This is a genomic window from Rhodophyticola porphyridii (assembly GCF_003688285.1).
Classification (GTDB): Bacteria; Pseudomonadota; Alphaproteobacteria; order Rhodobacterales; family Rhodobacteraceae; genus Rhodophyticola; species Rhodophyticola porphyridii.
Genome location: NZ_RCNT01000010.1, coordinates 19,331 through 41,345, shown reverse-complemented (window position 1 = coordinate 41,345; position 22,015 = coordinate 19,331). Strand labels below are relative to the sequence as shown.

The window sequence follows — 22,015 nt, the reverse complement described above, 5'->3', positions numbered from 1 at the left end:
ATTGGCGCAGCCCCCTGTTTCGTCCGGCCCCGTGCCGTACCGGCCATGGGCCGGCGTCCCGACACACCCGCTGTTTGCGCAACACCGATCCGCTGCCGCTTCCTGCCTCGCACCCGCGTTGCGGTGGCCCTGTCGGCGCGCTAACACTACCGGCCAAGGGCAGGACACGAAGTCGCCAATGCTGGAACATGGTCATAATCCGTATCTTGTTGCCGCATCGCTTGCCATCGCGCTGATGTCGGGGTTCACGGGGCTGTCCCTTACCCGTGGCGCATCGGGCATGGGGGTCGCGCGCCGCAAGCTGGTGGTCAGCATGTCGGCGGTGGCGCTTGGCGGCGGCATCTGGTCGATGCATTTCGTCGCGATGCTGGGCATGCAACTGCCCGTGCAGTTCTATTACGACGCGCTGACAACGATGGTGTCGGCGCTGGTGGCGATCCTCTTGACCGGTATCGCGCTTCTGTTCGTGCATTTCGGCCCGCGTACCCCGGGGCGGATCACACTGGCGGGGGCGTGTGTCGGCATCGGCATCCCGGCAATGCATTACATCGGCATGTCGGGCATCCGGATCGTTCAGCCGGTCTATTCGCAAACGGGCGTCGGCATCGCGCTTGCCTCGTCTCTGGCGCTCGGCATCATGTCCTTCTGGGTCTGTTACGGCAAGCGGGAGGCGCGCAATATCGTCTATGGAACCATCGGCTTCGGGCTCAGCGTTTTCGCGGTTCATTTCATTGCCATGGCGGGTACGCACTTCATGCTGGTGGATGGGGCAGAGGCGTCCAGCCTGCGGCTCAGCAACGAGGTGCTGGCCTTTGGTGTCACGCTCTCCGCCTTCGCGATTGCGGGGGCGTTCCTGCTGATGGGGGTGACCTTCGGCCTGCCGTTCAGGGAGACGGCGCTCGCCGCGCCGCTGCAGGACGTGGCATCGGCGCCACCCGCGACCCCGCCCGCCGCGGAGCCGGAGCCGGAGACGCAGGCTCTGGCCGCGGGCCGGATCCCCTATGAGAAAGAGGGGCGAATCTATTTCGTCCCCGAGGAGGAGGTGGCCGCGGTCCGGGCCGAGGGGCATTATACCTTTCTCTATCATCGGACCGGACGGCTGTTCTGCCCGTGGTCGATTTCGCAGGTGGAGGAGCGCGTCGCCGACCCGCATTTCCTCAGATGTCATCGCAGCTATCTGATCAATTCGCGCTTCGTGACCGGGTTCGAGCGGAAGAAGGACAATGGCGTGTGCTATTTCGATGAGGGGCTGCCGCTGGACAAGGCGCCGGTCAGCCGGTCCTACCTGAAGTCGATCCGGGAGAAGCTGGGCGTCTGACAGGCCCGTTCTCGTCGCGGGCAAGGGGAGTGAACTCCGGCCTTGCGCGTTTCGTGCGCCATATTCGCATTTCGTGCGCAGACCCATGCATTTCAGGCCCGGATGCTAGAGCGGTTCGGCCTCTCCCCGTTGTATGCATCCGGATACCGGCGTTTTGGGAGGACCGCACGTGATACCACCATCATTTGAATATCATCGACCGACAGATGTTGCGGGCGCGCTGGCGGTGCTGGCCGAGCATGGCGATGACGCCCGCGTTCTGGCCGGGGGGCACAGCCTGATCCCGATGATGAAGCTGCGCATGGCCGACGTGCCGCATCTGATCGACCTGCAGGATGTGGCTGCGCTGAAAGGGATCGATATCTCCGGCGATCAGATCACCATCGGCGCGATGACCACCCAGCACGAGCTGATCGCCAGCGACGCGCTTCATGCCGCCGCCCCGATCATTCGAGAGGCCGCCTTGCAGATCGCCGATCCGCAGGTCCGCTACATGGGCACCATCGGCGGCAATGTGGCCAATGGCGATCCGGGCAATGACATGCCGGGCCTCATGCAGTGTCTGGATGCCCGGTTCACCCTGGAAGGGGCCGACGGCACGCGCACGGTCGCGGCGCGCAGCTTTTATGAGGCGGCTTACATGACCGACCGGGATGATGAGGAGATCCTGACGCATATCAGCTTTGCCGCGCCCAGGGGCGGCTATGCCTATGAAAAGCAAAAACGCAAGATCGGCGATTATGCGACCGCCGCCTGTGCCGCTCTGATCGAGCGGGACGGCGACAAGGTAGCGGCGGCGTCGGTGGCGATGACCAATCTCAGCGACATACCCGTCTTCTCCGAAGCGGCGGCCGCGGCCCTTGTGGGCAGCGCGTGCGACGACGCGGCGGTGAAGGCCGCCGTTGGTGCCGCGCTGGAGGATATCGATCCCACCGAAGACAATCGCGGGCCCGTCGAATTCAAGATGCACGTGGCCGGGATCATAATTTCCCGCGCCATCCAGCGCGCCTGGTCCAGGGCGTAGGAGAGATCGAAGATGACAAAACAAATCGTGGAAATGACGGTCAATGGCGAAACCCGGGAGGTTATGGTCGAACCGCGCGAGTTGCTGATCTATGTGCTGCGTGAACAGTTGCGCCTGACCGGGCCGCATGTCGGCTGCGAGACATCCCATTGCGGGGCCTGCACCGTGGAAATCAACGGCAAGTCGGTCAAATCCTGTACCATGTTCGCGGTGCAGGCACAGGGCGCCGAGATCACGACGATCGAGGGGCTGGGCTCGCCTGACGGGCTGCATGTCCTGCAGGAAAGCTTCAAGGAACATCACGGGCTGCAATGCGGCTACTGCACGCCGGGCATGATCACGCGCGCGCACCGGTTGTTGCAGGAGAACCCGAACCCGACCGAGGAAGAGGTGCGGTTCGGGATGGCGGGCAATATCTGCCGCTGCACCGGCTATCAGAACATCGTGAAATCCATTCTGTCGGCCGCGGCGGAAATCAACAGCGCATCGGAGGCGGCACAATGAACGATTTGACACCGGATCGCGATGAACGCGTCGCCAATCTCAAGGGGCTGGGCTGCTCGCGCAAGCGGGTTGAGGATGCGAGATTTACCCAAGGCAAGGGCAATTACATCGACGATATCAGCCTGCCGGGCATGCTGCACGGGGATTTCGTGCGCTCGCCCTACGCCCATGCGCGCGTGAAATCGATCAATACCGATGCCGCGATGGCGCTGGATGGTGTGATCGCGGTGCTGACCGCCAAGGATCTGGAGCCGTTGTCCCTGCACTGGATGCCGACACTGGCGGGCGACAAGCAGATGGTGCTTGCCGATGGCAAGGTTCTGTTCCAGGGCCAGGAGGTCGCCTTCGTCGTGGCACGCGACCGCTACATCGCCGCCGATGCGGTGGACCTGGTCGAGGTCGAGTATGAGGAACTTCCCGTTCTCGTGGACCCGTTCGAGGCGCTGAAATCCGAAGTGGTGCTGCGCGAGGATCTCGATGGCCAGACCGAGGGCGCGCATGGCCCCCGCAAGCACCACAACCACATCTTCACATGGGAGGTGGGCGACGAAGCAGGCACGAATGCCGTGATCGACGATGCCGATGTGGTGGCTGAGGAAACGATGTATTATCACCGCACGCACCCCTGTCCGCTGGAGCCCTGCGGGTGTCTGGCGAGCATGGACAAGGTGAATGGCAAGCTGACGCTCTACGGTACGTTTCAGGCGCCCCATGTGGTGCGCACCGTCGCCTCGCTCCTGTCGGGGATCGAGGAGCATAACATTCGCGTCGTCTCGCCCGATATCGGCGGCGGTTTCGGCAACAAGGTCGGTGTCTATCCCGGTTATGTCTGCTCCATCGTGGCCTCCATCGTCACCGGTGTGCCGGTGAAATGGGTCGAAGACCGGATGGAGAACCTGATGACCACCGCCTTCGCGCGGGACTACTGGATGAAGGGCCGGATCAGCGCCACCAGGGAGGGCAAGATCACCGGGCTGCATTGTCATGTCACGGCGGATCACGGTGCGTTCGATGCCTGTGCGGATCCCACCAAGTTCCCAGCCGGGTTCATGAACATCTGCACCGGCTCCTACGACATTCCCATCGCGTATTTGGGCGTGGATGGCGTCTATACCAACAAGGCGCCGGGCGGCGTGTCCTACCGCTGTTCGTTCCGCGTGACCGAGGCGGTCTATTTCATCGAGCGGATGATCGAGGTTCTGGCGATCGAGCTGAATATGGATGCCGCCGAACTGCGCAGGATCAACTTCATCCGGAAGGAGCAGTTCCCCTATCAGTCCGCGCTTGGCTGGGAATATGACAGCGGGGATTATCACACCGCATGGGACAAGGCGCTGGCAGCCGTCGATTACGAGGGTCTGCGCAAGGAACAGGCGGAGCGGGTCGAGGCGTTCAAACGCGGCGAGACGCGCACGCTCATGGGCATTGGTCTATCGTTCTTCACCGAGATCGTCGGCGCGGGCCCGGTCAAGAACTGCGACATCCTCGGCATGGGCATGTTCGACAGTTGCGAGATCCGTATCCACCCCACCGGCAGCGCGATTGCGCGGCTTGGCACGATTTCCCAGGGGCAGGGGCATGCGACCACTTTCGCGCAGATCCTCGCCTCCGAAATCGGCATTCCCGCGGATAGCATCACGATCGAGGAGGGAGACACCGATACCGCGCCCTACGGGCTGGGCACCTACGGGTCCCGCTCCACGCCTGTCGCCGGTGCGGCGACAGCGATGGCTGGCCGCAAGATCCGCGCCAAGGCGCAGATGATCGCGGCCTATCTGCTGGAGGTCCATGATGACGACGTGGAATTCGACGTCGACCGTTTCGTGGTCAAGGGCGCACCGGAACGGTTCAAGACCATGGGCGAGATCGCCTATGCCGCCTATAATCAGGCGATACCCGGGGTGGAGCCGGGACTGGAAGCGGTCAGCTATTACGACCCGCCAAACATGACCTATCCGTTCGGGGCCTATGTCTGCGTCATGGACATCGACGTGGACACCGGCGTGACCGATATCCGGCGTTTCTACGCGCTGGACGATTGCGGCACCCGGATCAACCCGATGGTCATCGAAGGCCAGATCCACGGCGGACTGACCGAGGCGCTGGCCGTCGCGATGGGACAGGAGATCGCCTATGACGACATGGGCAATGTGAAGACAGGGACGCTGATGGATTTCTTCCTGCCCACCGCCTGGGAAGTGCCGAATTACGAGACCGATCACACGGTCACGCCCAGCCCGCATCACCCGATCGGGGCCAAGGGGGTGGGCGAAAGCCCCCATGTGGGCGGGGTGCCGTGTTTCTCCAACGCGGTGCAGGATGCGTTCCGCCCGTTCGGTCTGCGCCATACGAACATGCCGCATGATCATTGGCGGATCTGGAAAACGGCCAATGGTCTCGGCCTGCATGATACATGATGAAAGGGCGGGGCGCCGGATCACAGCGCGCCCCGCACAGACCCGATGACAGCCTGGACCGATCTTCAAGCGGATCTTGCGCGCACCGGCTATGTCGCCTCGGACGATCTGGCCATGGCGCTGCATATCGCCACGTCTCTGGGGCGCCCCCTGCTGCTGGAGGGGGCCGCCGGGGTGGGCAAGACCGAGATTTCCCGGGCCTTGGCCAGTGTCCGGGGGGCGGAGCTGATCCGCCTGCAATGCTATGAGGGGCTGGACGCCAGCCAGGCCATCTACGAATGGAACTATCAGCGCCAGCTTCTGTCGATCCGTGCCGCCTCCGAGGCGGGGGAGACGGGGGCCGCGGTCGAGGCGCGGATCTTTTCCGAAGAGTATCTGCTGGAGCGGCCGCTTCTGAAGGCGATCCGGCAGGCGACGCCCCCGGTTCTGCTGATCGACGAGATCGACCGGGCGGACGAGGAGTTCGAGGCCTATCTGCTGGAAGTCCTGTCGGATTTCCAGATCACCATCCCCGAGCTTGGCACCATTGTCGCCACCTCGCGTCCGATGGTGGTGTTGACCGCCAATGGCACCCGCGATCTGTCCGACGCGTTGCGCCGGCGCTGCATCTATTGTCACGTGGATTACCCCGACCGGCAGACGGAACTGGCGATCCTCGCCAGCCGCTGTCCCGGGATCGAGGCGCATCTGGGCGCCCAGATCATCGGCTTCGTGCAGAAGCTGCGCGAAGAGGAGTTGGAGAAGGTGCCGGGCGTCGCTGAAATGCTGGATTTCGCCGCCGCTCTGGGCGGGTTGGGCATCAAGGACCTGAGCGATGATCCGGCGGCGTTGCAGGCAGCACTGGTGACACTTCTGAAAACCCAGGCCGACCGCGCCGCGATTCCGATCGAGGTGGCCGCGCGGATCGCGGGGAAAGCCGCATGAGCGTGGCCGATGAGTAGGATCACCCGGTTCACCGCCGCCGATCCGGGCCCCGCCGCCCGGGTCTCGGGCTTCATGGCGCATCTGCGCGACCATGGGTTTCATCTGGGCGTGGCCGAAACCGATACCGCCCTGCGCGCGCTGACCTACGTCAACCCGACGCGGCCGATGGATGCCCGGCTGGCCCTGAAAGCGGTCTGTGCCGGATCGGCGGAAACCGCGGCCGAGTTCGATCTGCTGTTCGATGCGTTCTGGATGGCCGAGGGGCGCGTGCGCCACAAGATTATCCCGTCCGCCCATGCGGAGCCCCCCCGGAACACAAGGACGACCCGCACCGACGACAGCCGCGGGGCTGATGGCGCGGGCCGCATCCATGCGCCCGAAGACGGAGCGGAGGACGGCGAAACCCATGCCGAGGGGACCGGCCGGCTGATCGCATCCGGTTTGCGGAACCTGATGAAGAAAGATCTGCGCGAGATGGTGTCGAGCGATGATATCCGCGCCGCCGAGCAGGTGGCCATCCGGCTCGGGCGCGCGCTCAGGGATCGCCGGTCGCGCCGGCGCAGGGCTGCGCGCGCGGGGCGCGCCATCGACCTGCGCCGCACGATCCGCCACAGCCTGTCCAGCGGCGGCGAGCCGCTTCGCCTTGCCAGACGGACCCGGCCCGACAGGCCCCTGAAGATCGTGGCGCTTTGCGATGTCTCGGGCTCGATGATGAATTACGCGCGGCCTTTTCTGGCCTTTCTGGCTGGCCTGATGCGCGCCGATGGCGCCAGCGACGCCTATCTGTTTCACACCCGGCTGGTGCGGATCACCGAGGCGTTGCGGGATCAGGACCCGCTGCGTGCGCTGAACCGGATCACGCTTCTGGCAGATGGCTTTGGCGGCGGGTCCAGAATTGGCGCGACGCTTGAGCAATTCGCCAGAGGATATGCGCGCAAGTTCGTCGATGGCCGAAGCGTCGTTCTGATCCTGTCGGATGGTTATGACAGCGACGCGCCCGAGGTGATGGAGGCCGCATTGGCCCGGTTGAAACGGCGCGGGTGCCGGATCATCTGGCTGAACCCGCTCAAGGGCTGGAAGGACTATGCCCCCATCGCCCGCGGGATGGCGGCGGCCCTGCCGTATCTGGACGATTTCGCCGCCGCCACGACCCTTGCCGATCTGGCGGCCCTCGAACAGAGGTTGGCCCGGTTATGACATTGTCGGCCACGGAATATGCCCGGCTTGAGGCCAAGATGCAGGCGTTGAAGGCTGCCGGAGTGCCGTTCGCGATGGCCACGGTCGTCCGCACGGTCGATGCGACCTCGGCCAAGCCGGGTGGCAAGGCCCTGCTGGACCGGCAGGGTACGATCCTGATGGGTTGGGTCGGGGGCGGCTGCGCGCGGGGCGCTGTGGGCAAGGCCGCACGCGAGGCGATAGAGACCGGCGCGCCGCAACTCATTTCGCTCCGCCCGCAGGAGCTGCTGGAGACCGAGGGGCTGACCGCGGGGGACATGCGGGACGGGGTGCGGTTCGCCCGAAACGGCTGCCCCTCCAAGGGCACGATGGACGTGTTCGTGGAGCCGGTCCTGCCGCTGCCCGATCTTGTGATCTTCGGCACCGGGCTGGTTGCGATGGCGCTCGCCGATCTGGGCGGCAGGCTCGATTTCAAGGTGACGCTTTGCGGCGCCGACGGCGCGGAGATCGACCCGGCCCTTGCCCGGCATGTGCCCCCGGGTTTCGAGTTCGCCGCCGATGGCTTCGTGGTGGTCGCCACGCAGGGGCAGGGCGATCTGGCTGCCCTGCGGGCCGCCGTGACGGGCGATGCCGCCTATGTCAGCTTCGTGGGGAGCCGCCGGAAATTTGCCTCCCTTGTGGAGAAGTTGCAGGCCGAAGACGCAAGCCTTGCGCCACATCTGGCCCGTGTTCATGCGCCCGCGGGCCTTGATATCAACGCCATCACACCCGAGGAGATCGCGCTGTCCGTGCTTGCGCAGATCACGTCGCTTCGCCGCAGCCGCGCCGTGCGGGGTGGCGACGATGCGTAGCGTGGTTTCCGCACGGACGCGGGCGATGACCGGGGGTCCCACGACGACGCCGGTGGCCTGCCGCCGCCCGGCCCTGATCCAGCTTCCCTGTTGCCAGACGAAAGAGACCTGAAATGGACCTGAAAGACGAGATCGTTATCAATGCCCCGCAAGCGGTTGTCTATGCCGCGCTGAACGATGCGGAGATCCTGAAAGATTGCATTCCGGGATGCGAAGAGCTGATCAAGCATTCCGACACCGAGCTTGAGGCCAAGGTGGTGCTGAAGGTCGGCCCGGTGAAGGCCCGGTTCAACGGTACCGTCACGCTCAGCCCCGACAACCCGCCCGAACGGTTTTCGCTGACCGGGGAGGGCAATGGCGGTGCCGCGGGGTTTGCCAAGGGCGGCGCGCAGGTGGAACTGGCCGAACATCCCGAGGGCACGCTTCTGCGCTACGATGCCCATGCGGATATCGGCGGCAAACTGGCTCAGCTTGGCAGCCGCCTGATACATGGGACGGCGAAAAAGCTTGCGGCGAAATTCTTCAAGAACTTTGCCAACCGGGTGGGCGCCAACGAAGCGGCCTGAAAACGCGGCGCGGGCCAGCCCGGCGCTCGGCGGGTCTGGGATCAGCCGCCGGGGGAGGAGGCCGCTTGCGGCAGAACGAAGGGGATGTCTCCGCCCGGTGCCACCCCGACCTGCACCCGGCAGCCATAAGCGGCCGACAGGATCCTGTCAGTCAGTACGTGCCGTGCGACGCCCTGCGCCTCCAGCTTGCCTCGCACAAGCATCGCAACGGAGCCTGCGTACATCGCGGTAAGGTTCAGATCGTGCATCACCGCCACAACGCCGCCGCCGGCGGCGGCATAGTCCGCCATCAGGTCCATGACCTCCAGCTGGTGGCCGATATCGAGGCTGGAAACCGGTTCGTCCAGAAACAGCCAGCGCGGTCCTTCCGGCCCGACCGGATCCCACACCTGCGTCAGCACACGGGCCAGTTGCACGCGTTGCTGCTCGCCGCCGGACAACTCTTGATAAAACCGCCCCTCGAACCCGGCAAGGCCGACCCGCTCCAACGCTTCCGAGGCGCGTGTGGGCGGCGGTGGATCGGCGCAGGCCATCATGCCGAAACGCACGATTTCAAGCACCGTGAAGGGAAAGGCGATGCGGCTGGCCTGCGGCAGCACCGCCCGTCGCGCGGCCAGATCCCAGCCCGGGATAAGCGCGATATCGGCCCCGCCAAGCCGAATTTCGCCCTCATAAGGCAATTCCTGTGTCATTGCGCGCAAAAGCGTGGTCTTGCCCGACCCGTTCGGGCCGACGATCGCGGTGATCTGCCCTGGCTCCGCCCGGAAGTCGAGCCCGTTCAGAACCGGCGTGCCGGACAGGCTGACGCGGATATCGGTGGCGGTCAGCATCGGGTTCAGAGATCCAGAAGGCTGCGATTGCGCAGCAGGATCCAAAGGAAGAACGGCCCGCCAAGGGTGGCCGTGACGATCCCGATCGGCAGTTCGGCGGGTGCGATGATGCTGCGCGATATCATGTCCGCAAGGATCAGCAGGCTGGCGCCAAGCAGGGCCGCGTTGGGCAGCAGATACCGGTGATCCGGCCCGATCATAAGGCGCAGCAGATGCGGCACCACGATGCCGATGAAGCCGATCCCGCCCGAGACGGCCACCGCCGCGCCGACCGCGGCCGCGACCGTCAGGATGGAGATGTTCTTCATGCGCTGAACGGGAATGCCCAAATGCGCCGCCGCTGCCTCTCCAAGCGCCAGACCGTTCAGCGCACGGGCCAGAAACGGCGTGGCCGCGAGCGCCAGCACGATCAGTGGTCCGGCCACGAACACCTTTTCCCACGTCGCGCCCGCAAGAGAGCCAAGCCCCCAGAAGGTCAGATCCCTGAGTTGCGCATCGTCGGCCATGTAAATCAGGATGCCGGACAGCGCGCCGGTCAGCGCGGCAAGGGCGATCCCGCCAAGAAGCATCACCGCCACGGAGGTCCGTCCCCGGCTCGTCGACAGCCGATAGAGCAGGATCGTCGTGAACCACCCGCCCAGAAAGGCCGCCACCGGCACGGTGTAGTAGCCAAGGCCCTCGCGCATCGTGAGCGGCAGAAGCCCGCCCAGCACAATCGCCGAGATCGCGCCCAGCCCGGCGCCGGCGCTCACCCCGACAAGCCCGGGATCGGCCAGCGGATTGCGGAAAAGCCCCTGCATGACCGCGCCCGACACCGCCAGCGCCGCCCCCACCAGGATCCCCATCACAAGCCGGGGCAGGCGGATATCGAACAGGATGACGCTTTCCTGCAATCCGATCTGTTCGCCGCGCAGGATCTGCACCAGCGCCGTCCAGAGGTTTGCGCCAGAGGCGCCGACCGTCAGGCTGATCGCCGAAATCACAAGCAGCAGGACCGTCAGGCCGGCCAGCATGCGCCCGGCCTGCCGTTGCCGGTCGCCGGCCTGCCGGGGCGGGCTGCTCGATCGGGCCGGAACGAAGACCATGGGCGGCTAGCCGCGCGCGGCCTGAAACGCGCCGCTGAGGGCACGAACCGCCTCCGGCGTGCGCGGGCCGAAGCCCAGCAGAAGCAGCCCGGGCTGCCGGACGATGGCGTCTGCCCGTGCCGCCGGCGTCTGGCCGAGGGCCGGGTGGTCCAGCACATCGCGCCTGTCGGCCGCATGATCGCCGGCGCCCTCCATCATCAGGATCACATCGGGTGCGGCCAGAAGAACCGCCTCCTCGCTCACCTGCCGATAGCCCTCGAACCCCTGCATCGCATTCACGCCCCCGGCCAGTTCGATGATCCCCTGCGCCCCCGTGCCGGCCCCGGCGGCCATGATTCTGCCACCCTGCAGCGACAGGATGAAGAGCACGCGTGGCGGGGTATCCATCCGGGCCGCCTCGATTGCGTCGGTCAGGTCCGCCTCCACCCGATCGGCCAGCGTCGCACCCTGCTCGGGCACGCCCAGCGCTTCGGCGATTGTCTCGATCTTGAGCCGGATCGCGGCGGCATCGTAGCCTTCGGGCACCGTGACAAGGGGGATTTCCGCAGCCTGCAACACTTCGATCGCTTCCGCCGGTCCGCTGCCGTCGGTGGCAACGATCAGATCAGGCGCGACCGACAGAACACCTTCGGGCGACAGCGACCGGACATAGCCCACATCGGGCAGGTCCCTGGCTTCGGCGGGGAAGGTCGATGTCGTATCACGCGCCACGACCCGGTCTCCCTCGCCAAGCGCGTAGATGATTTCCGTGACGGCGCCGCCAAGCGACAGAACCCGCTCGACCTCCTCGGCCTTGGCTTGCGCACAAGGCCAGGCCAAGGCCATCGCCACGGCAAGCAGGGTTGCCTTCAGACCCGGAGCCATCGGAACCCGGGCGATTCCGGGCAACTGCGGCCCGACCATTGCATGCTGTGCCAAAACACCACCTTTTTTGCAGAAATCCGGGAAAAAACTGGCGCCACATCGGAGGTGGTTTGGCTAGCGCGGGGGCATTGCCGCCCCTTCTCCGAGTCTTTTACTCAACTATGGTGACCGGAACAAGCCGGCCTTTTCGCATGCGCGAAAAAGGGTGTCTTCGGGAGGCTCGGGCCGTATGTCCGCCGCCATGCTCCACGCGGATTATCGTCGGTTAATGCGGGGCGCGGCCAGCGGTGAGACGCTCGCATATCGAACAGATCGCAGTTCAGATGACGGAGGACACGAGATGGTTGAGAAATCTGGAACCACGGCGCCCGAAGCCCCGGATGCCGGGCAAACCGCCCCCGCGAAACGCCGGCGCCGCCCGGTCTGGAATGTCCGCGACGAGCTTGAAGACCTGCTTGAAGGTTTTCAGAGCGGATCGCTGTTCGGGCCCGGCTGGCAGCGGCGGGGATTGGACATCCCGTTCCGCGGTCTGGCCTCGGTGCGCCCGACGCTTGATATCATCGACAAGGAAACCGAGATCAAGCTGGTCGCGGATCTGCCCGGCATGACGGAGGAGGATATCGATCTGCGGGTGACAGACCACAGCCTGACGCTGCGCGGCGAGAAGACCGAAGAGGCTGAAGAGGGTGACGAGGACGGCGATTACTACGTCAACGAACGGCGCTTCGGCGCGTTCACGCGCACCGTGCAGCTTCCAGAAGGCGTGGACCATGACGGCATCAAGGCGCATTTCAAGAACGGCGTGCTGACCGTTCATCTGCCGAAGAAGCCGGAAGCGCAGCAGACGGGCAGGAAAATTGCGGTCAAGGGCGCAGCCTGACCCGCGCCGATCCGCGTGCCGGGGTGCTGGGCGCATATATGCGCCTCCACCTCTGATCGGAGGCGTCGCATGAAGGTTCTTGATATCATGTCGGCGCCCGTCATCACCATATCGGTGGATTGCCCTGTCACCCGGATCGCCGCCCGGATGAACGGTCATGGCATCGGCGCGCTTCCGGTTGTGCAGGACGGCCGTCTGGCAGGCATCGTGACCGACCGCGACCTGGTGGTGCGGGTAATCTCCGGGTCGGGTTTTGCCAGCAGGAAAACGGCGCAGGACATCATGACGCCGGGCGCATTCTGGTGTCGCGCGGATCATTCGGTGGAAACGCTGGCTGCCCTGATGGGCGATCATCAGGTGCGGCGCCTGCCGGTCCTCGACGGGCGCGATCGTCTGGTGGGGATGGTGTCGCTGGGCGACATCGCCGAACATGTGTCCGAGCGTCTCGCGGGTGAGGCGCTGGGCGAGATCGTCGAAGACCGCTAGGCGGCCGTCGGGGCGATCTCCTGTTCAAGGCGCTCCAGATCGATCCCGGCGATCTCGGACAAGGCTGCAAGATCCAGGATGCGGATATCGATATGGTCGCTCGTCTCGAGGATGTTGTGCCGCACGAGGCGGCGCATGGTCCGGCATACATGAACCGACGAAAGACCGGTATAGTCGCCAATGGCTTTCTGGGTCAGCGGCAGATGAAAGGTCTCTTCCATGTCATGCCCCAGCGATCTGAGCCGGAGCGACAGCTCCAGAATAGCGAAGGCTATTCGCGTCGGCGCGCTGCCCTTGCCCAGACGCAGTAGCCTTTCCGAGGTGCGGGCCTGGGCCGCGGCGCGGATCCGGCCAACCGCGCGGGCCAGATCGGGCGAAGCCATGAGCATCGTCCGCCATGTGCTGACCGGCACGATCGAGACCCTGGCATCGGTGATCGCCTCCAGCGTCAGCCCCACGGTCATGCCGTCACCATTGGTCGCGTAAAGAATATCGCCGGGCAGGATGAAATCGATGATCTGGAGCTCCCCGTCTTCGAAGGATTTCGAACTCGACAACCATCCGTCGACCACAAGGACCACCTTGTCGAACTCGTCACCATCCTGAAGGATCACGGTTCCGGCGCGGATCTGTTGCGCGGTCCGCGTGAATGTCCTGATCTGTTCGCTGGCCGCGCATAGCACTGCCATGCCGCCCTGGTCGCATCTAGTCTGGTCCTGCCACATTGTCGGTCCCACCGCTGTCGCCGTCCTCACATGCAACCCAAAGGAAACCCGCGCGAATCTACAGTTTCATGGTTCCTGTAACCGGTCGGAAAACGATGCTCCGGCGGCGCGGTCTTGTCGGGCGGCGATGTCAAGTCATGTGCACGTTTTCCAACCTTATCCCGCTTGCGGGATTCTGTCGACTGCGCCAACTATTTCATGTGCAAAAAATCGCTGCTCCGCGCCCGGCCGCGCCGTTGTCACCCGTCGCGCCGACGGGAAAACCGGCCGGCTCCGCAGTTGGATTAACCTGGATTAATGATCCCGTTCCGCACCGGCGCATACTTCGATCCAAGCAAGGGGGTGGCGGGCCATGCATGGACTGCGTTGCATTTCCGCGATCTCGCGCGGGCACCCTGGCGGGGTGCGAACGGGGTCGGCAGATGGGGCTATGAACCGGGCCCGTTCCGACCGGATCCAGCAAGTTTCGACACCACCGGCACCCATCGCTTTTCCAGACACATCTTTCCTGCGTCATGTGGCCCGCCCCGACAGGCCGCTGCTCCGGACGGATTTCAAGGCGGCCCTCGGCCGCGATCAGAAGAAGGACAGATATCATGATATCGGACTATAGGCGTGCAGCCCTTGCCCTCGCGGTCGGATTGGGGCTTGCGCTCCCGGCCCATGCCTTCACCGCCTGCCAGGTGACCGATGTCGGCGGGATCGACGACAACAGCTTCAACCAGACCGCGTGGCAGGGCGTTCTCGACGCGCAGGATCAGCTCGGGATCGACGCCCGCTTCCTCGAATCCCAGGCCGAGACCGATTACGAGGCCAATATCAATTCGCTTCTGGGTGGCGATTGCGATGTCATCTTCACCATCGGCTTCCTTCTGGGCGACGCCACACAGGCCGCGGCGGAGGCGAACCCCGACCAGATGTTCTCGATCGTCGACTTCGCCTATGATCCGCCGTTGCCGAATGTGCTGGCGCAGGTCTATGCCACAGACGAGGCGGCCTTTCTGGCGGGCTATCTTGCCGCGGGGATGACGGAGACGGGGGTTCTGGGCGTCTTCGGCGGCATCAACATCCCGCCGGTCACCATCTTCATGGACGGCTTTGCCTACGGGGTGGCCCATTACAATGCCCAGAAGGGCACGGATATCACCGTGCTCGGGTGGGATCCCGAAACGCGGGAAGGGTTGTTCACCAACAATTTCGACTCCCTCGATGACGGGCGCGCCTTCGCGCAGAACCTCTATGACGAAGGCGCCGATATCGTGTTGCCGGTTGCCGGCCCCGTCGGACTGGGATCGGCGGCGCTGGCCAATGAGCTGGGCGCTGAGGAACTGATGATCATCGGCGTGGATGCCGATCTCTACCAGACCGACCCGGAACGCGGGCATGTCTATCTGACCTCGATCGTCAAACGCATGGACCGTACCGTTTTCGAAGTGATCGAAACCGCCATGGACGGCGCGTTCGAGGGCGGCGTGATCGTCGGCAGTCTTGAAAACGGCGGCGTGGATCTGGCGCCGTTCCATGATTTCGCGGGCGCCGTGCCACAGGAGCTGCAGGACGAACTGGCACAGATCCGCGCGGGCATCACCGACGGCAGCATTCCGGTCGGCGGCGAGTAACTGCGCCGGTTCGGCGGATCGAAAGGAGAACGGGCCGATGGAGGTGGAACTGCGCGGCATCACCAAGCGCTTCGGCCCGGTCGTTGCGAACCAGGATGTGAACCTGACGATCCGGCCCGGCGAGGTTCTGGGCCTTCTGGGAGAGAACGGCGCGGGCAAGTCGACGCTGATGAACGTGCTTTGCGGGCTTTACCGGCCCGATGCGGGCGAAATCCTCATCGACGGCGCGCCGGTGTCCTTCTCGGGGCCCGGCGATGCCATCGCCGCCGGGATCGGCATGGTGCATCAGCACTTCATGCTGGTTCCGGTTTTCACCGTGGCCGAAAACGTCGTGCTGGGCGTGGAGCCGACGGGCCGTTTCGACCATCTCGACCTTGAGACCGCGCGGCGCAAGGTGCGCGAGATCGGCGAGGCTTACGGGCTCACCGCCGATCCGGACGCGCTGGTCGAGGGCCTGCCCGTCGGCGTTCAGCAACGGGTCGAGATCATCAAGGTTCTGTTCCGTTCGGCCAATGTGCTGATCCTGGACGAACCCACCGCCGTGCTGACCCCGCAGGAGGTGAGCGATTTCTTCGAGATCGTCACCTCGCTGCGTGACAGCGGCAAGGCGATTGTCTTCATCACCCACAAGCTGAACGAGATTCTGGATATCTCCGACCGGATCAGCGTGCTGCGCGGCGGCCGCATCATCGGCGAAGGCGATCCCCGGCAGATGACCAAGGCGCAGCTTGCCGAGATGATGGTGGGCCGTCCCGTCCGCTTCGATGTGGAGAAAACCTCCTTCGCCCCCGGCGAGGCGCTTCTGGAGGTCGACGGCCTCACCGTGCTGCGCGACAATGGCGAGCTGGCGGTGGACAATGTCAGCCTGTCGGTCCGCAGCGGCGAGGTGGTGGGGCTGGCGGGCGTGCAGGGCAACGGCCAGTCGGCGCTGATCGAGGCGATCACCGGGCTGAGCCGGCCGGCGCAGGGCCGGATCAGATTTCTGGGCGAGGATATCACCGCCGCCTCCGTGCGCAGCCGGCACCGTATGGGCATGGCGCATATCCCCGAAGACCGGCAGCATGTGGGGTTGATCCCGGGTTTCACCGTGGCCGAGAACATGGTGCTCGACAGTTATTACGACGACCGGTTTTCCCGCGGTCCGCAGGTCCGTTGGACCAATGTGCAGGAATGGTCGGCGGGTGCCATCCTCGATTTCGACATTCGCACCCCGTCGGTCTTTGCCGAGGCCGGGCACCTTTCGGGGGGCAATCAGCAAAAGCTGATCGTCGCCCGGGAGCTTGCGCGGGACACGAAATTCGTGGTTGCGGCGCAGCCGACGCGCGGGCTGGATGTGGGCTCCATCGAGTATATCCACGCAAGGCTGATGGCCGCGCGGGCGGAAGGGGACGGGGTGTTGCTGATGTCCTCGGAGCTGGACGAGATCCTCGCGCTGGCGGACCGCATTCTGGTGATGTTCAAGGGCCGCATCGTGGCTGAGTTCCACACCAGCGAGGCCCCGCCCGAGAAATCGGAGATCGGGCTGGCAATGGCGGGGGTGGCGGCATGAGCATGCAGGACACGCTGGACACGGCCAGCCGCAAGCTCCTTGAACGCGCCGCCCCCGGGCGGGTGGATTTCGAGAACCTCGTCGTCGTGCCGCTCTTCGCTGTGGTTGCCGCGTTGATCCTTGGCGCGCTGACGATGCTTGCGACCAGTGTGGAACCCGCCACGATCGGGCGGTCCTATCTGGCGCTCCTGCAGGGATCGGTGGGCTCTCTCGCGGCGATCTCGGAGACGTTGACGGCGGCCGCGCCGCTGATCCTCGCCGGGCTGGGGCTTGCGCTCGGGTTCCGCGCCGGGCTTTTCAATATCGGGGCCGAGGGGCAGATCCTCATGGGGGGCATGGCCGCGGTGATCTGTGGTTTCAGCTTTTCGCATCTGCCCTTCGCGGTCTTGATGCCGCTCTGCGTGATTTCGGGGGGCGCGGCGGGAGCCTTCTATGCGTCTATCGCGGGCTGGCTGCGCGCGGCGACCGGCGCCCATGAGGTGATCACGACGATCATGCTCAACATGATATCCTACCGGCTGGTGGATTACATGCTGCGCCTGCCCTGGGTGCAGCGGCCGGGCCGGGCCGATCCGATCTCGCAATCGGTGCCGCCCAATGCCGAACTGCCCGCGCTGTTGCAATGGCTCGACCCGAATTTACGGCTGCATGCCGGGATTTTCCTGACGCTTCTGGCGGTGGTCGTCGTCTATTGGCTGCTGTTCCGCACCAAGCTGGGGTTCGAATTCCGCGCCAGCGGGGCCAGCCCCGAAGCGGCGCGCTATGCCGGTATGCGCGCGTCGCTGATCATCGTGCTGGCGATGGCGACGGCGGGGATGCTGGCGGGCCTTGCCGGGGCCAATCAGGTCCTCGGCGTTCTTGGCCGCGCCAGCCCCGGCTTTTCCGCGGGGATCGGCTTCGACGCGATCGCCGTGGCCCTGCTGGGCAGATCCCACCCGGTGGGCGTGCTGTTCGCAGGGCTTCTTTTCGGTGCGCTGGAGGCCGGCGGGCGGCAGATGCAGGTGGATGCCGGCGTCAGCATCGACCTGATCGGGATCATTCAGGCGCTGATCATCGTCTTCATCGCGGCGCCGCTTTTGGTGCGGGCGCTCTTTCCCTGGGGCTTTCGGCGTCCCGACAGCGGAGATGGCAGATCATGACCCTCGCAGTTGACAGGCCCGACCCCGCCGCCCCGGTGGTCGACAAGGCCGAAAAACGGCGCGCGCAGATTACCGGCGGCGTGCTGGTCGCGCTGGCCGCCTTCATTGTACTGGTGTTCGGCGATGCCAGCGGCGACGCGACCTTCCGGCTGTCGCGGGCGCGAGACGTCTGGGTAATCGGCGATCTGGTCGTGCCCGCCCTGCCGGTGATCTACGTGGCCGCGGCGCTCACCGCCTTTCTGGGAGCGCTGCTGTTTCTGCGCGGCGGCGGGCGCTGGACCACCCTGTCGTTGGGGGCGGGGCTGGCGCTGGCGGTCATCGCCTTCCTGCTCTGGGCCACGGCGGGCAACGCCTTTTCGCTTACCGGCATGTTGCAGGCCACCGTCGTGCGCGCGATGCCGATCGCGCTGGGCGCTCTGGCGGCGGTGTTCTGCGAGCGGGTGGCGGTGGTCAATATCGCGATCGAAGGCATGCTTCTGGCCGGGGCCTTCACCGGCGCGCTGATGGGCTCGCTGATCGGGGGCTGGGGCGGGCTTCTATCCGCCGTGGTCGTCGGCGGAATCTTCGGGTTCATCCTCGCCGCGCTGGTGGTGACCTACCGGATGGATCAGATCATTGCGGGCGTGGTCATCAATCTCTTCGTGCTCGGCCTGACCAGCTATGTCTCAAGTCAGGTCTTCGCCGAGATGCGTCACCTCAACAACGCGCCGGTCTTCCGCGCGGTGAAACTGCCGCTTCTGGGCGATATCCCGGTGATCGGCCCGATGCTGTTCCATCAGAACATCTTTGTCTACGGCGCCTTGGTGATGGTGGCAGTTTCCACCTATTACCTGTTTCACACACGCAGCGGTCTCAGGGCCCGGGCGGTGGGCGAACACCCCCGCGCGGCCGATACCCTTGGTATCGACGTCTATTGGACGCGCTACCTCCATGTCACCCTGGGAGGCATGATCGCGGGTTTCGGCGGGGCGTGGTTCACGCTTGGCTCGGTCGGGCGGTTCGACGAGAACATGACCGGTGGCAGAGGCTTCATCGCTCTTGCGGCAATGATCTTCGGCCGCTGGCATCCGGTCGGTGCGCTTCTGGCGGCACTGGTCTTCGGGTTCAGCGATTCCCTTCAGCAGAAGCTGGCGCTGCTGCAAACGCCGATTCCGTCGGAGTTTCTGGCCATGGCCCCCTATGTCGCGACGATCATCGTGGTCGCGGGGCTGATCGGGCGCGCCCGCGCGCCGGCAGCGGACGGCAAGCCCTATATAAAGGACTGACTAGGAGGTCGGGGCCGGCGTGACCGCAGAGCGGAGGTATTTCACCGCCTCGGGCACGACGATGAGCGGCATCGCCAGTAGCGCGATCAGGCCCCATTGCTCGGCCCCGAGCGAAACCGTGCGGAGCAGCGTCTGCAAGGGCGCCCATTCGGTGGCCAGAAGCTGCAGCGACAGAGTGGCTGCCAGCGCCAGCAGCAGGAACGGATTGCTCAGCCAGCCGATCCGGGAACAGGGTCGGGTCAGCGACCGGAACGCGAACACGCTCATCTTCTCGAACACCACCATGGCGGTGAAGGCAGCCGTGCGGGCCAGATCGACGCCAAGCGGCATCAGGCTGTAGAAGATCCAGAGACTGGCCGCACCCGTATAGGTGCCGAAGGCAAGGATCAGCAGGAACCCGTTGCGCCCGAGAATTGGTTCGTCGCGGCGCCGGGGCGGGCGCGCCATCTGCTCTTTCTCGGCCTTCTCAAGCCCCAGAGCCACCGCGGTCACCCCGTCGGTCACCAGGTTCATCCACAGGATCTGCGTCGCCAGAAAGATCAGCGGCCCGCCAAGCACCAGATTGACGGCGATGGCGATCACCTCGCCTGCGTTCGACGACAGAAGGTAGCGCACGAACTTGCGTACATTGTCGAACTGCCTCCGACCCTCGGCAATCGCGCCCACGATGGTTGCGAAATTGTCGTCCAGAAGCACCAGATCGGCCGCATCCTTGGAGGCATCGGTGCCGCGTATGCCCATCGCCACGCCGATATCTGCCCGTTTCAGGGCCGGGGCGTCGTTCACCCCGTCGCCGGTCATCGCCACGATCAGGCCGAGATCCTGAAGCGCCGCGACGATGCGCATCTTATGGGCGGGCAGGGTGCGCGCAAACAGAACATCTTCGCTCAGCAGAGTGCGCAGAGCTTCATCCGGCATGTCGTCGATCTCGGGGCCCAGAATGCAGCGCGGACTGCCCAGGCCGAGCCTTGTGGCGATGGCGGCGGCCGTAACCGGACTGTCGCCGGTGATCATGATGATGCGAATGCCTGCGCGCCGGGCTTCGGCAATGGCATGCTTCACCTCGGGCCGGGGCGGATCGATCAGTCCGACATGGCCCAGATAGGTCAGACCGCGCTCGTCCAGATCATCGGCGCCCGCGGCCCGAGCGGCCAGCGCGATGACCCGCAGACCCTGCTCCGCCATGCTCCGGTGGGCCTCCAGCACGGTGTTACGCAACGCGTTGGTCAGCGGAAGCGGCCCGTCCGGCGTGAGGATCTCCGACGCGGCGGCAAGCACGGCTTCGGGCGCGCCCTTCATATGCAGCCGGTGGCCATTCGCCGAAGGGGCCACCACGCTCATCCGCTTGCGTTCGCTGGAAAAGGGGCGTTCGGCGATCACGGCGTCGGGGGCCGGGGGCGGTGCCCATCCCTTGTAGGCCAGCGTCACCAGCGCCCCTTCGGTCGGGGCGCCGATCATCACCCAGTCCCGGCCTTCCCGGCGCAGACGCGCATGGGTGCAGGTCAGCGCCGTTTCCAGCAATGCGGCCAGGGTCGGGTCCTCCGCCGCCCGGACATTTCTGCCCGCCCGTTCGATATGCCCCGCCGGGTCGTAGCCCGTTCCGGTTACGTCATATTCCGCGCCGAGCGTCCAGATCCGCGTCGCCGTCATCTTGTTTTCGGTCAGCGTTCCGGTCTTGTCGGTGCAGATGACCGAGGCCGAGCCAAGGGTCTCCACCGCCTGCAGGCGGCGTGCCAGGGCCTTCTTGCGCGCCATCGCCGACGCGCCAAGCGCCAGCGTGATCGTGACGACCGCCGGCAACCCCTCGGGCACCATCGCCACCGCCAGCGACAGGCCGGTCATGAACATCTCGAACAACGGCCGCCCGACAGCGGTGCCAAGGCCCACGATGCCCGCCGCAATGACCAGCGCCGCGATGCCAAGCTGCCGGGCCAGACGCGCCAGTTGCAGTTGCAGATGGGTCCGTTTCTGGTCGACGAGGCCGGTCAGCTCGGCGATATTGCCGAATTTCGTCGCACGGCCGATTGCCGTGACCAGCCCTTCGCCGCGCCCGCTGGTCACGCCCGTGCCCATCAGCAGGGCGCCGCCGTCCGATGTGTCGCCGGCTGTTTTCTCAACCGGCACGGATTCGCCCGTCACAACGCTTTCGTCCAGCCTGAGTTCGGTGGCCGATACCAGCCGGATATCGGCAGGCACCGTGTCGCCGGATGCCACGATCACCAGATCGCCCGGCACCAGTTCGCGCGCCGGAATGACGGTTTCCTTGCCGTCGCGCAGCACAAGCGCGCTTGGCGTCAACATGGAGCGCAGGGCCTCCAGCGCCGTTTCCGCGCGCCATTCCTGAACGAAGCCCAGAATGCCGTTCAGGATCACCACAAGACAGATCGCGATGGCATCCACGGTTTCGCCCAATGCCAGCGCGATCCCCGCCGCCGCAATCAGGATCAGAACGAGCGATCCGGTGAACTGGCGCAGCAGCACAAGGACCGGAGAGGTTTTTGGAGGTTTGGGAAGTTCGTTCCAGCCATGCGCCTGACGGGCCTCAACCACCGCTTCGGTCGTCAGACCGGTTCTTGACAACGCGATTTGATCGGACATGACCGGCACCGCTGGCTCTTGGATGTTGCCCGGGGGTTTAGCAATCGCGACCCGGCTCTGATTTGCGCGAGATCAATCGGATCGAAGAAGGGCGCAGGCAGGCCCGCGGCGAAGCGCGTTGGGCGATGAAGACCGCGCGGGACGCTGGTCTTTCGGGGCGAGGAGCTGACGCGAAACCGGAGGAAAGATTACGAA

General features: G+C 65.2%; 19 protein-coding genes. 14 read left to right on the top strand and 5 right to left on the bottom strand.

Translation table 11 applies throughout. The features are described 5' to 3' along the window. Positions 1-178 precede the first annotated feature (178 nt). The 8 genes from D9R08_RS16970 (at position 179) to D9R08_RS16935 (ending at position 8,780) form a co-directional block, all read left to right on the top strand. Positions 179-1,318 carry an MHYT domain-containing protein gene (locus D9R08_RS16970; protein ID WP_121899271.1) on the top strand — a complete coding sequence of 380 codons (1,140 nt, stop codon included), beginning with the start codon at positions 179-181 and terminating at the stop codon, positions 1,316-1,318. A gap of 169 nt (positions 1,319-1,487) precedes the next feature. After that, entirely contained in the window at positions 1,488-2,342 is an 855-nt protein-coding gene (locus D9R08_RS16965; protein ID WP_121899401.1) for an FAD binding domain-containing protein, read from the top strand. A 12-nt stretch (positions 2,343-2,354) separates the two neighbouring features. Beyond that, positions 2,355-2,846, top strand: a complete 492-nt coding sequence (locus D9R08_RS16960; RefSeq protein ID WP_121899270.1) for a (2Fe-2S)-binding protein — start codon at positions 2,355-2,357, stop codon at positions 2,844-2,846. Then, positions 2,843-5,263, top strand: coding sequence for an aerobic carbon-monoxide dehydrogenase large subunit (locus D9R08_RS16955; protein WP_121899269.1), 2,421 nt, complete (start codon positions 2,843-2,845; stop codon positions 5,261-5,263). Before D9R08_RS16960 ends, D9R08_RS16955 begins: the two co-directional genes overlap by 4 nt. A 45-nt stretch (positions 5,264-5,308) precedes the next feature. After that, positions 5,309-6,187 (top strand): AAA family ATPase, encoded by an 879-nt coding sequence (locus tag D9R08_RS16950; RefSeq protein ID WP_121899268.1) that lies wholly within the window; start codon positions 5,309-5,311, stop codon positions 6,185-6,187. A 9-nt stretch (positions 6,188-6,196) separates the two neighbouring features. Continuing rightward, a complete protein-coding gene (locus D9R08_RS16945; RefSeq protein WP_121899267.1) occupies positions 6,197-7,384 on the top strand; it encodes a vWA domain-containing protein in 1,188 nt (395 codons plus the stop codon). Beyond that, positions 7,381-8,214: an XdhC family protein gene (locus tag D9R08_RS16940; RefSeq protein ID WP_121899266.1), complete on the top strand. Its 834-nt coding sequence runs from the start codon at positions 7,381-7,383 to the stop codon at positions 8,212-8,214. Before D9R08_RS16945 ends, D9R08_RS16940 begins: the two co-directional genes overlap by 4 nt. 113 nt (positions 8,215-8,327) lie before the next feature. Then, positions 8,328-8,780, top strand: coding sequence for an SRPBCC family protein (locus tag D9R08_RS16935; protein ID WP_121899265.1), 453 nt, complete (start codon positions 8,328-8,330; stop codon positions 8,778-8,780). Between the two features lie 41 nt (positions 8,781-8,821). Here the strand turns inward: D9R08_RS16935 and D9R08_RS16930 are convergent, their stop codons facing one another. From D9R08_RS16930 to D9R08_RS16920, 3 genes are read right to left on the bottom strand one after another with little or no spacing between them, the layout of a single operon-like run. Next, a complete protein-coding gene (locus D9R08_RS16930) occupies positions 8,822-9,610 on the bottom strand; it encodes a heme ABC transporter ATP-binding protein (RefSeq protein ID WP_121899264.1) in 789 nt (262 codons plus the stop codon). Between the two features lie 5 nt (positions 9,611-9,615). Then, positions 9,616-10,695 carry a FecCD family ABC transporter permease gene (locus D9R08_RS16925; RefSeq protein ID WP_121899263.1) on the bottom strand — a complete coding sequence of 360 codons (1,080 nt, stop codon included), beginning with the start codon at positions 10,693-10,695 and terminating at the stop codon, positions 9,616-9,618. 6 nt (positions 10,696-10,701) lie between these two features. After that, a complete protein-coding gene (locus D9R08_RS16920; RefSeq protein ID WP_325048902.1) occupies positions 10,702-11,613 on the bottom strand; it encodes a heme/hemin ABC transporter substrate-binding protein in 912 nt (303 codons plus the stop codon). 175 nt (positions 11,614-11,788) lie between these two features. Between D9R08_RS16920 and D9R08_RS16915 the strand changes: the two genes are divergently transcribed. Both D9R08_RS16915 and D9R08_RS16910 read left to right on the top strand, forming a co-directional pair. After that, positions 11,789-12,439: an Hsp20/alpha crystallin family protein gene (locus tag D9R08_RS16915; RefSeq protein ID WP_121899262.1), complete on the top strand. Its 651-nt coding sequence runs from the start codon at positions 11,789-11,791 to the stop codon at positions 12,437-12,439. 69 nt (positions 12,440-12,508) lie between these two features. Beyond that, positions 12,509-12,925 carry a CBS domain-containing protein gene (locus tag D9R08_RS16910; protein WP_121899261.1) on the top strand — a complete coding sequence of 139 codons (417 nt, stop codon included), beginning with the start codon at positions 12,509-12,511 and terminating at the stop codon, positions 12,923-12,925. Here the strand turns inward: D9R08_RS16910 and D9R08_RS16905 are convergent. Continuing rightward, a complete protein-coding gene (locus tag D9R08_RS16905) occupies positions 12,922-13,614 on the bottom strand; it encodes a Crp/Fnr family transcriptional regulator (protein WP_158599030.1) in 693 nt (230 codons plus the stop codon). The genes D9R08_RS16910 and D9R08_RS16905 overlap by 4 nt on opposite strands. A gap of 632 nt (positions 13,615-14,246) precedes the next feature. On the opposite strand from D9R08_RS16905, the gene D9R08_RS16900 reads away from it, so the two are divergent. Genes D9R08_RS16900 through D9R08_RS16885 form a run of 4 tightly spaced genes read left to right on the top strand, consistent with a single transcriptional unit; the run spans position 14,247 to position 19,222 of the window. Continuing rightward, positions 14,247-15,269, top strand: coding sequence for a BMP family lipoprotein (locus tag D9R08_RS16900; protein ID WP_121899259.1), 1,023 nt, complete (start codon positions 14,247-14,249; stop codon positions 15,267-15,269). Between the two features lie 37 nt (positions 15,270-15,306). Next, positions 15,307-16,818, top strand: a complete 1,512-nt coding sequence (locus D9R08_RS16895) for an ABC transporter ATP-binding protein (RefSeq protein WP_121899258.1) — start codon at positions 15,307-15,309, stop codon at positions 16,816-16,818. Continuing rightward, complete coding sequence (locus D9R08_RS16890) at positions 16,815-17,957, top strand: ABC transporter permease (protein ID WP_121899257.1); 1,143 nt, start codon at positions 16,815-16,817, stop codon at positions 17,955-17,957. Before D9R08_RS16895 ends, D9R08_RS16890 begins: the two co-directional genes overlap by 4 nt. Further along, complete coding sequence (locus D9R08_RS16885) at positions 17,954-19,222, top strand: ABC transporter permease (RefSeq protein ID WP_121899256.1); 1,269 nt, start codon at positions 17,954-17,956, stop codon at positions 19,220-19,222. The genes D9R08_RS16890 and D9R08_RS16885 overlap by 4 nt, the downstream gene beginning before the upstream one ends. On the opposite strand, the gene D9R08_RS16880 is transcribed toward D9R08_RS16885, so the two are convergent. Continuing rightward, positions 19,223-21,820, bottom strand: coding sequence for a cation-translocating P-type ATPase (locus D9R08_RS16880; RefSeq protein ID WP_121899255.1), 2,598 nt, complete (start codon positions 21,818-21,820; stop codon positions 19,223-19,225). Between the last annotated feature and the right edge of the window lie 195 nt (positions 21,821-22,015).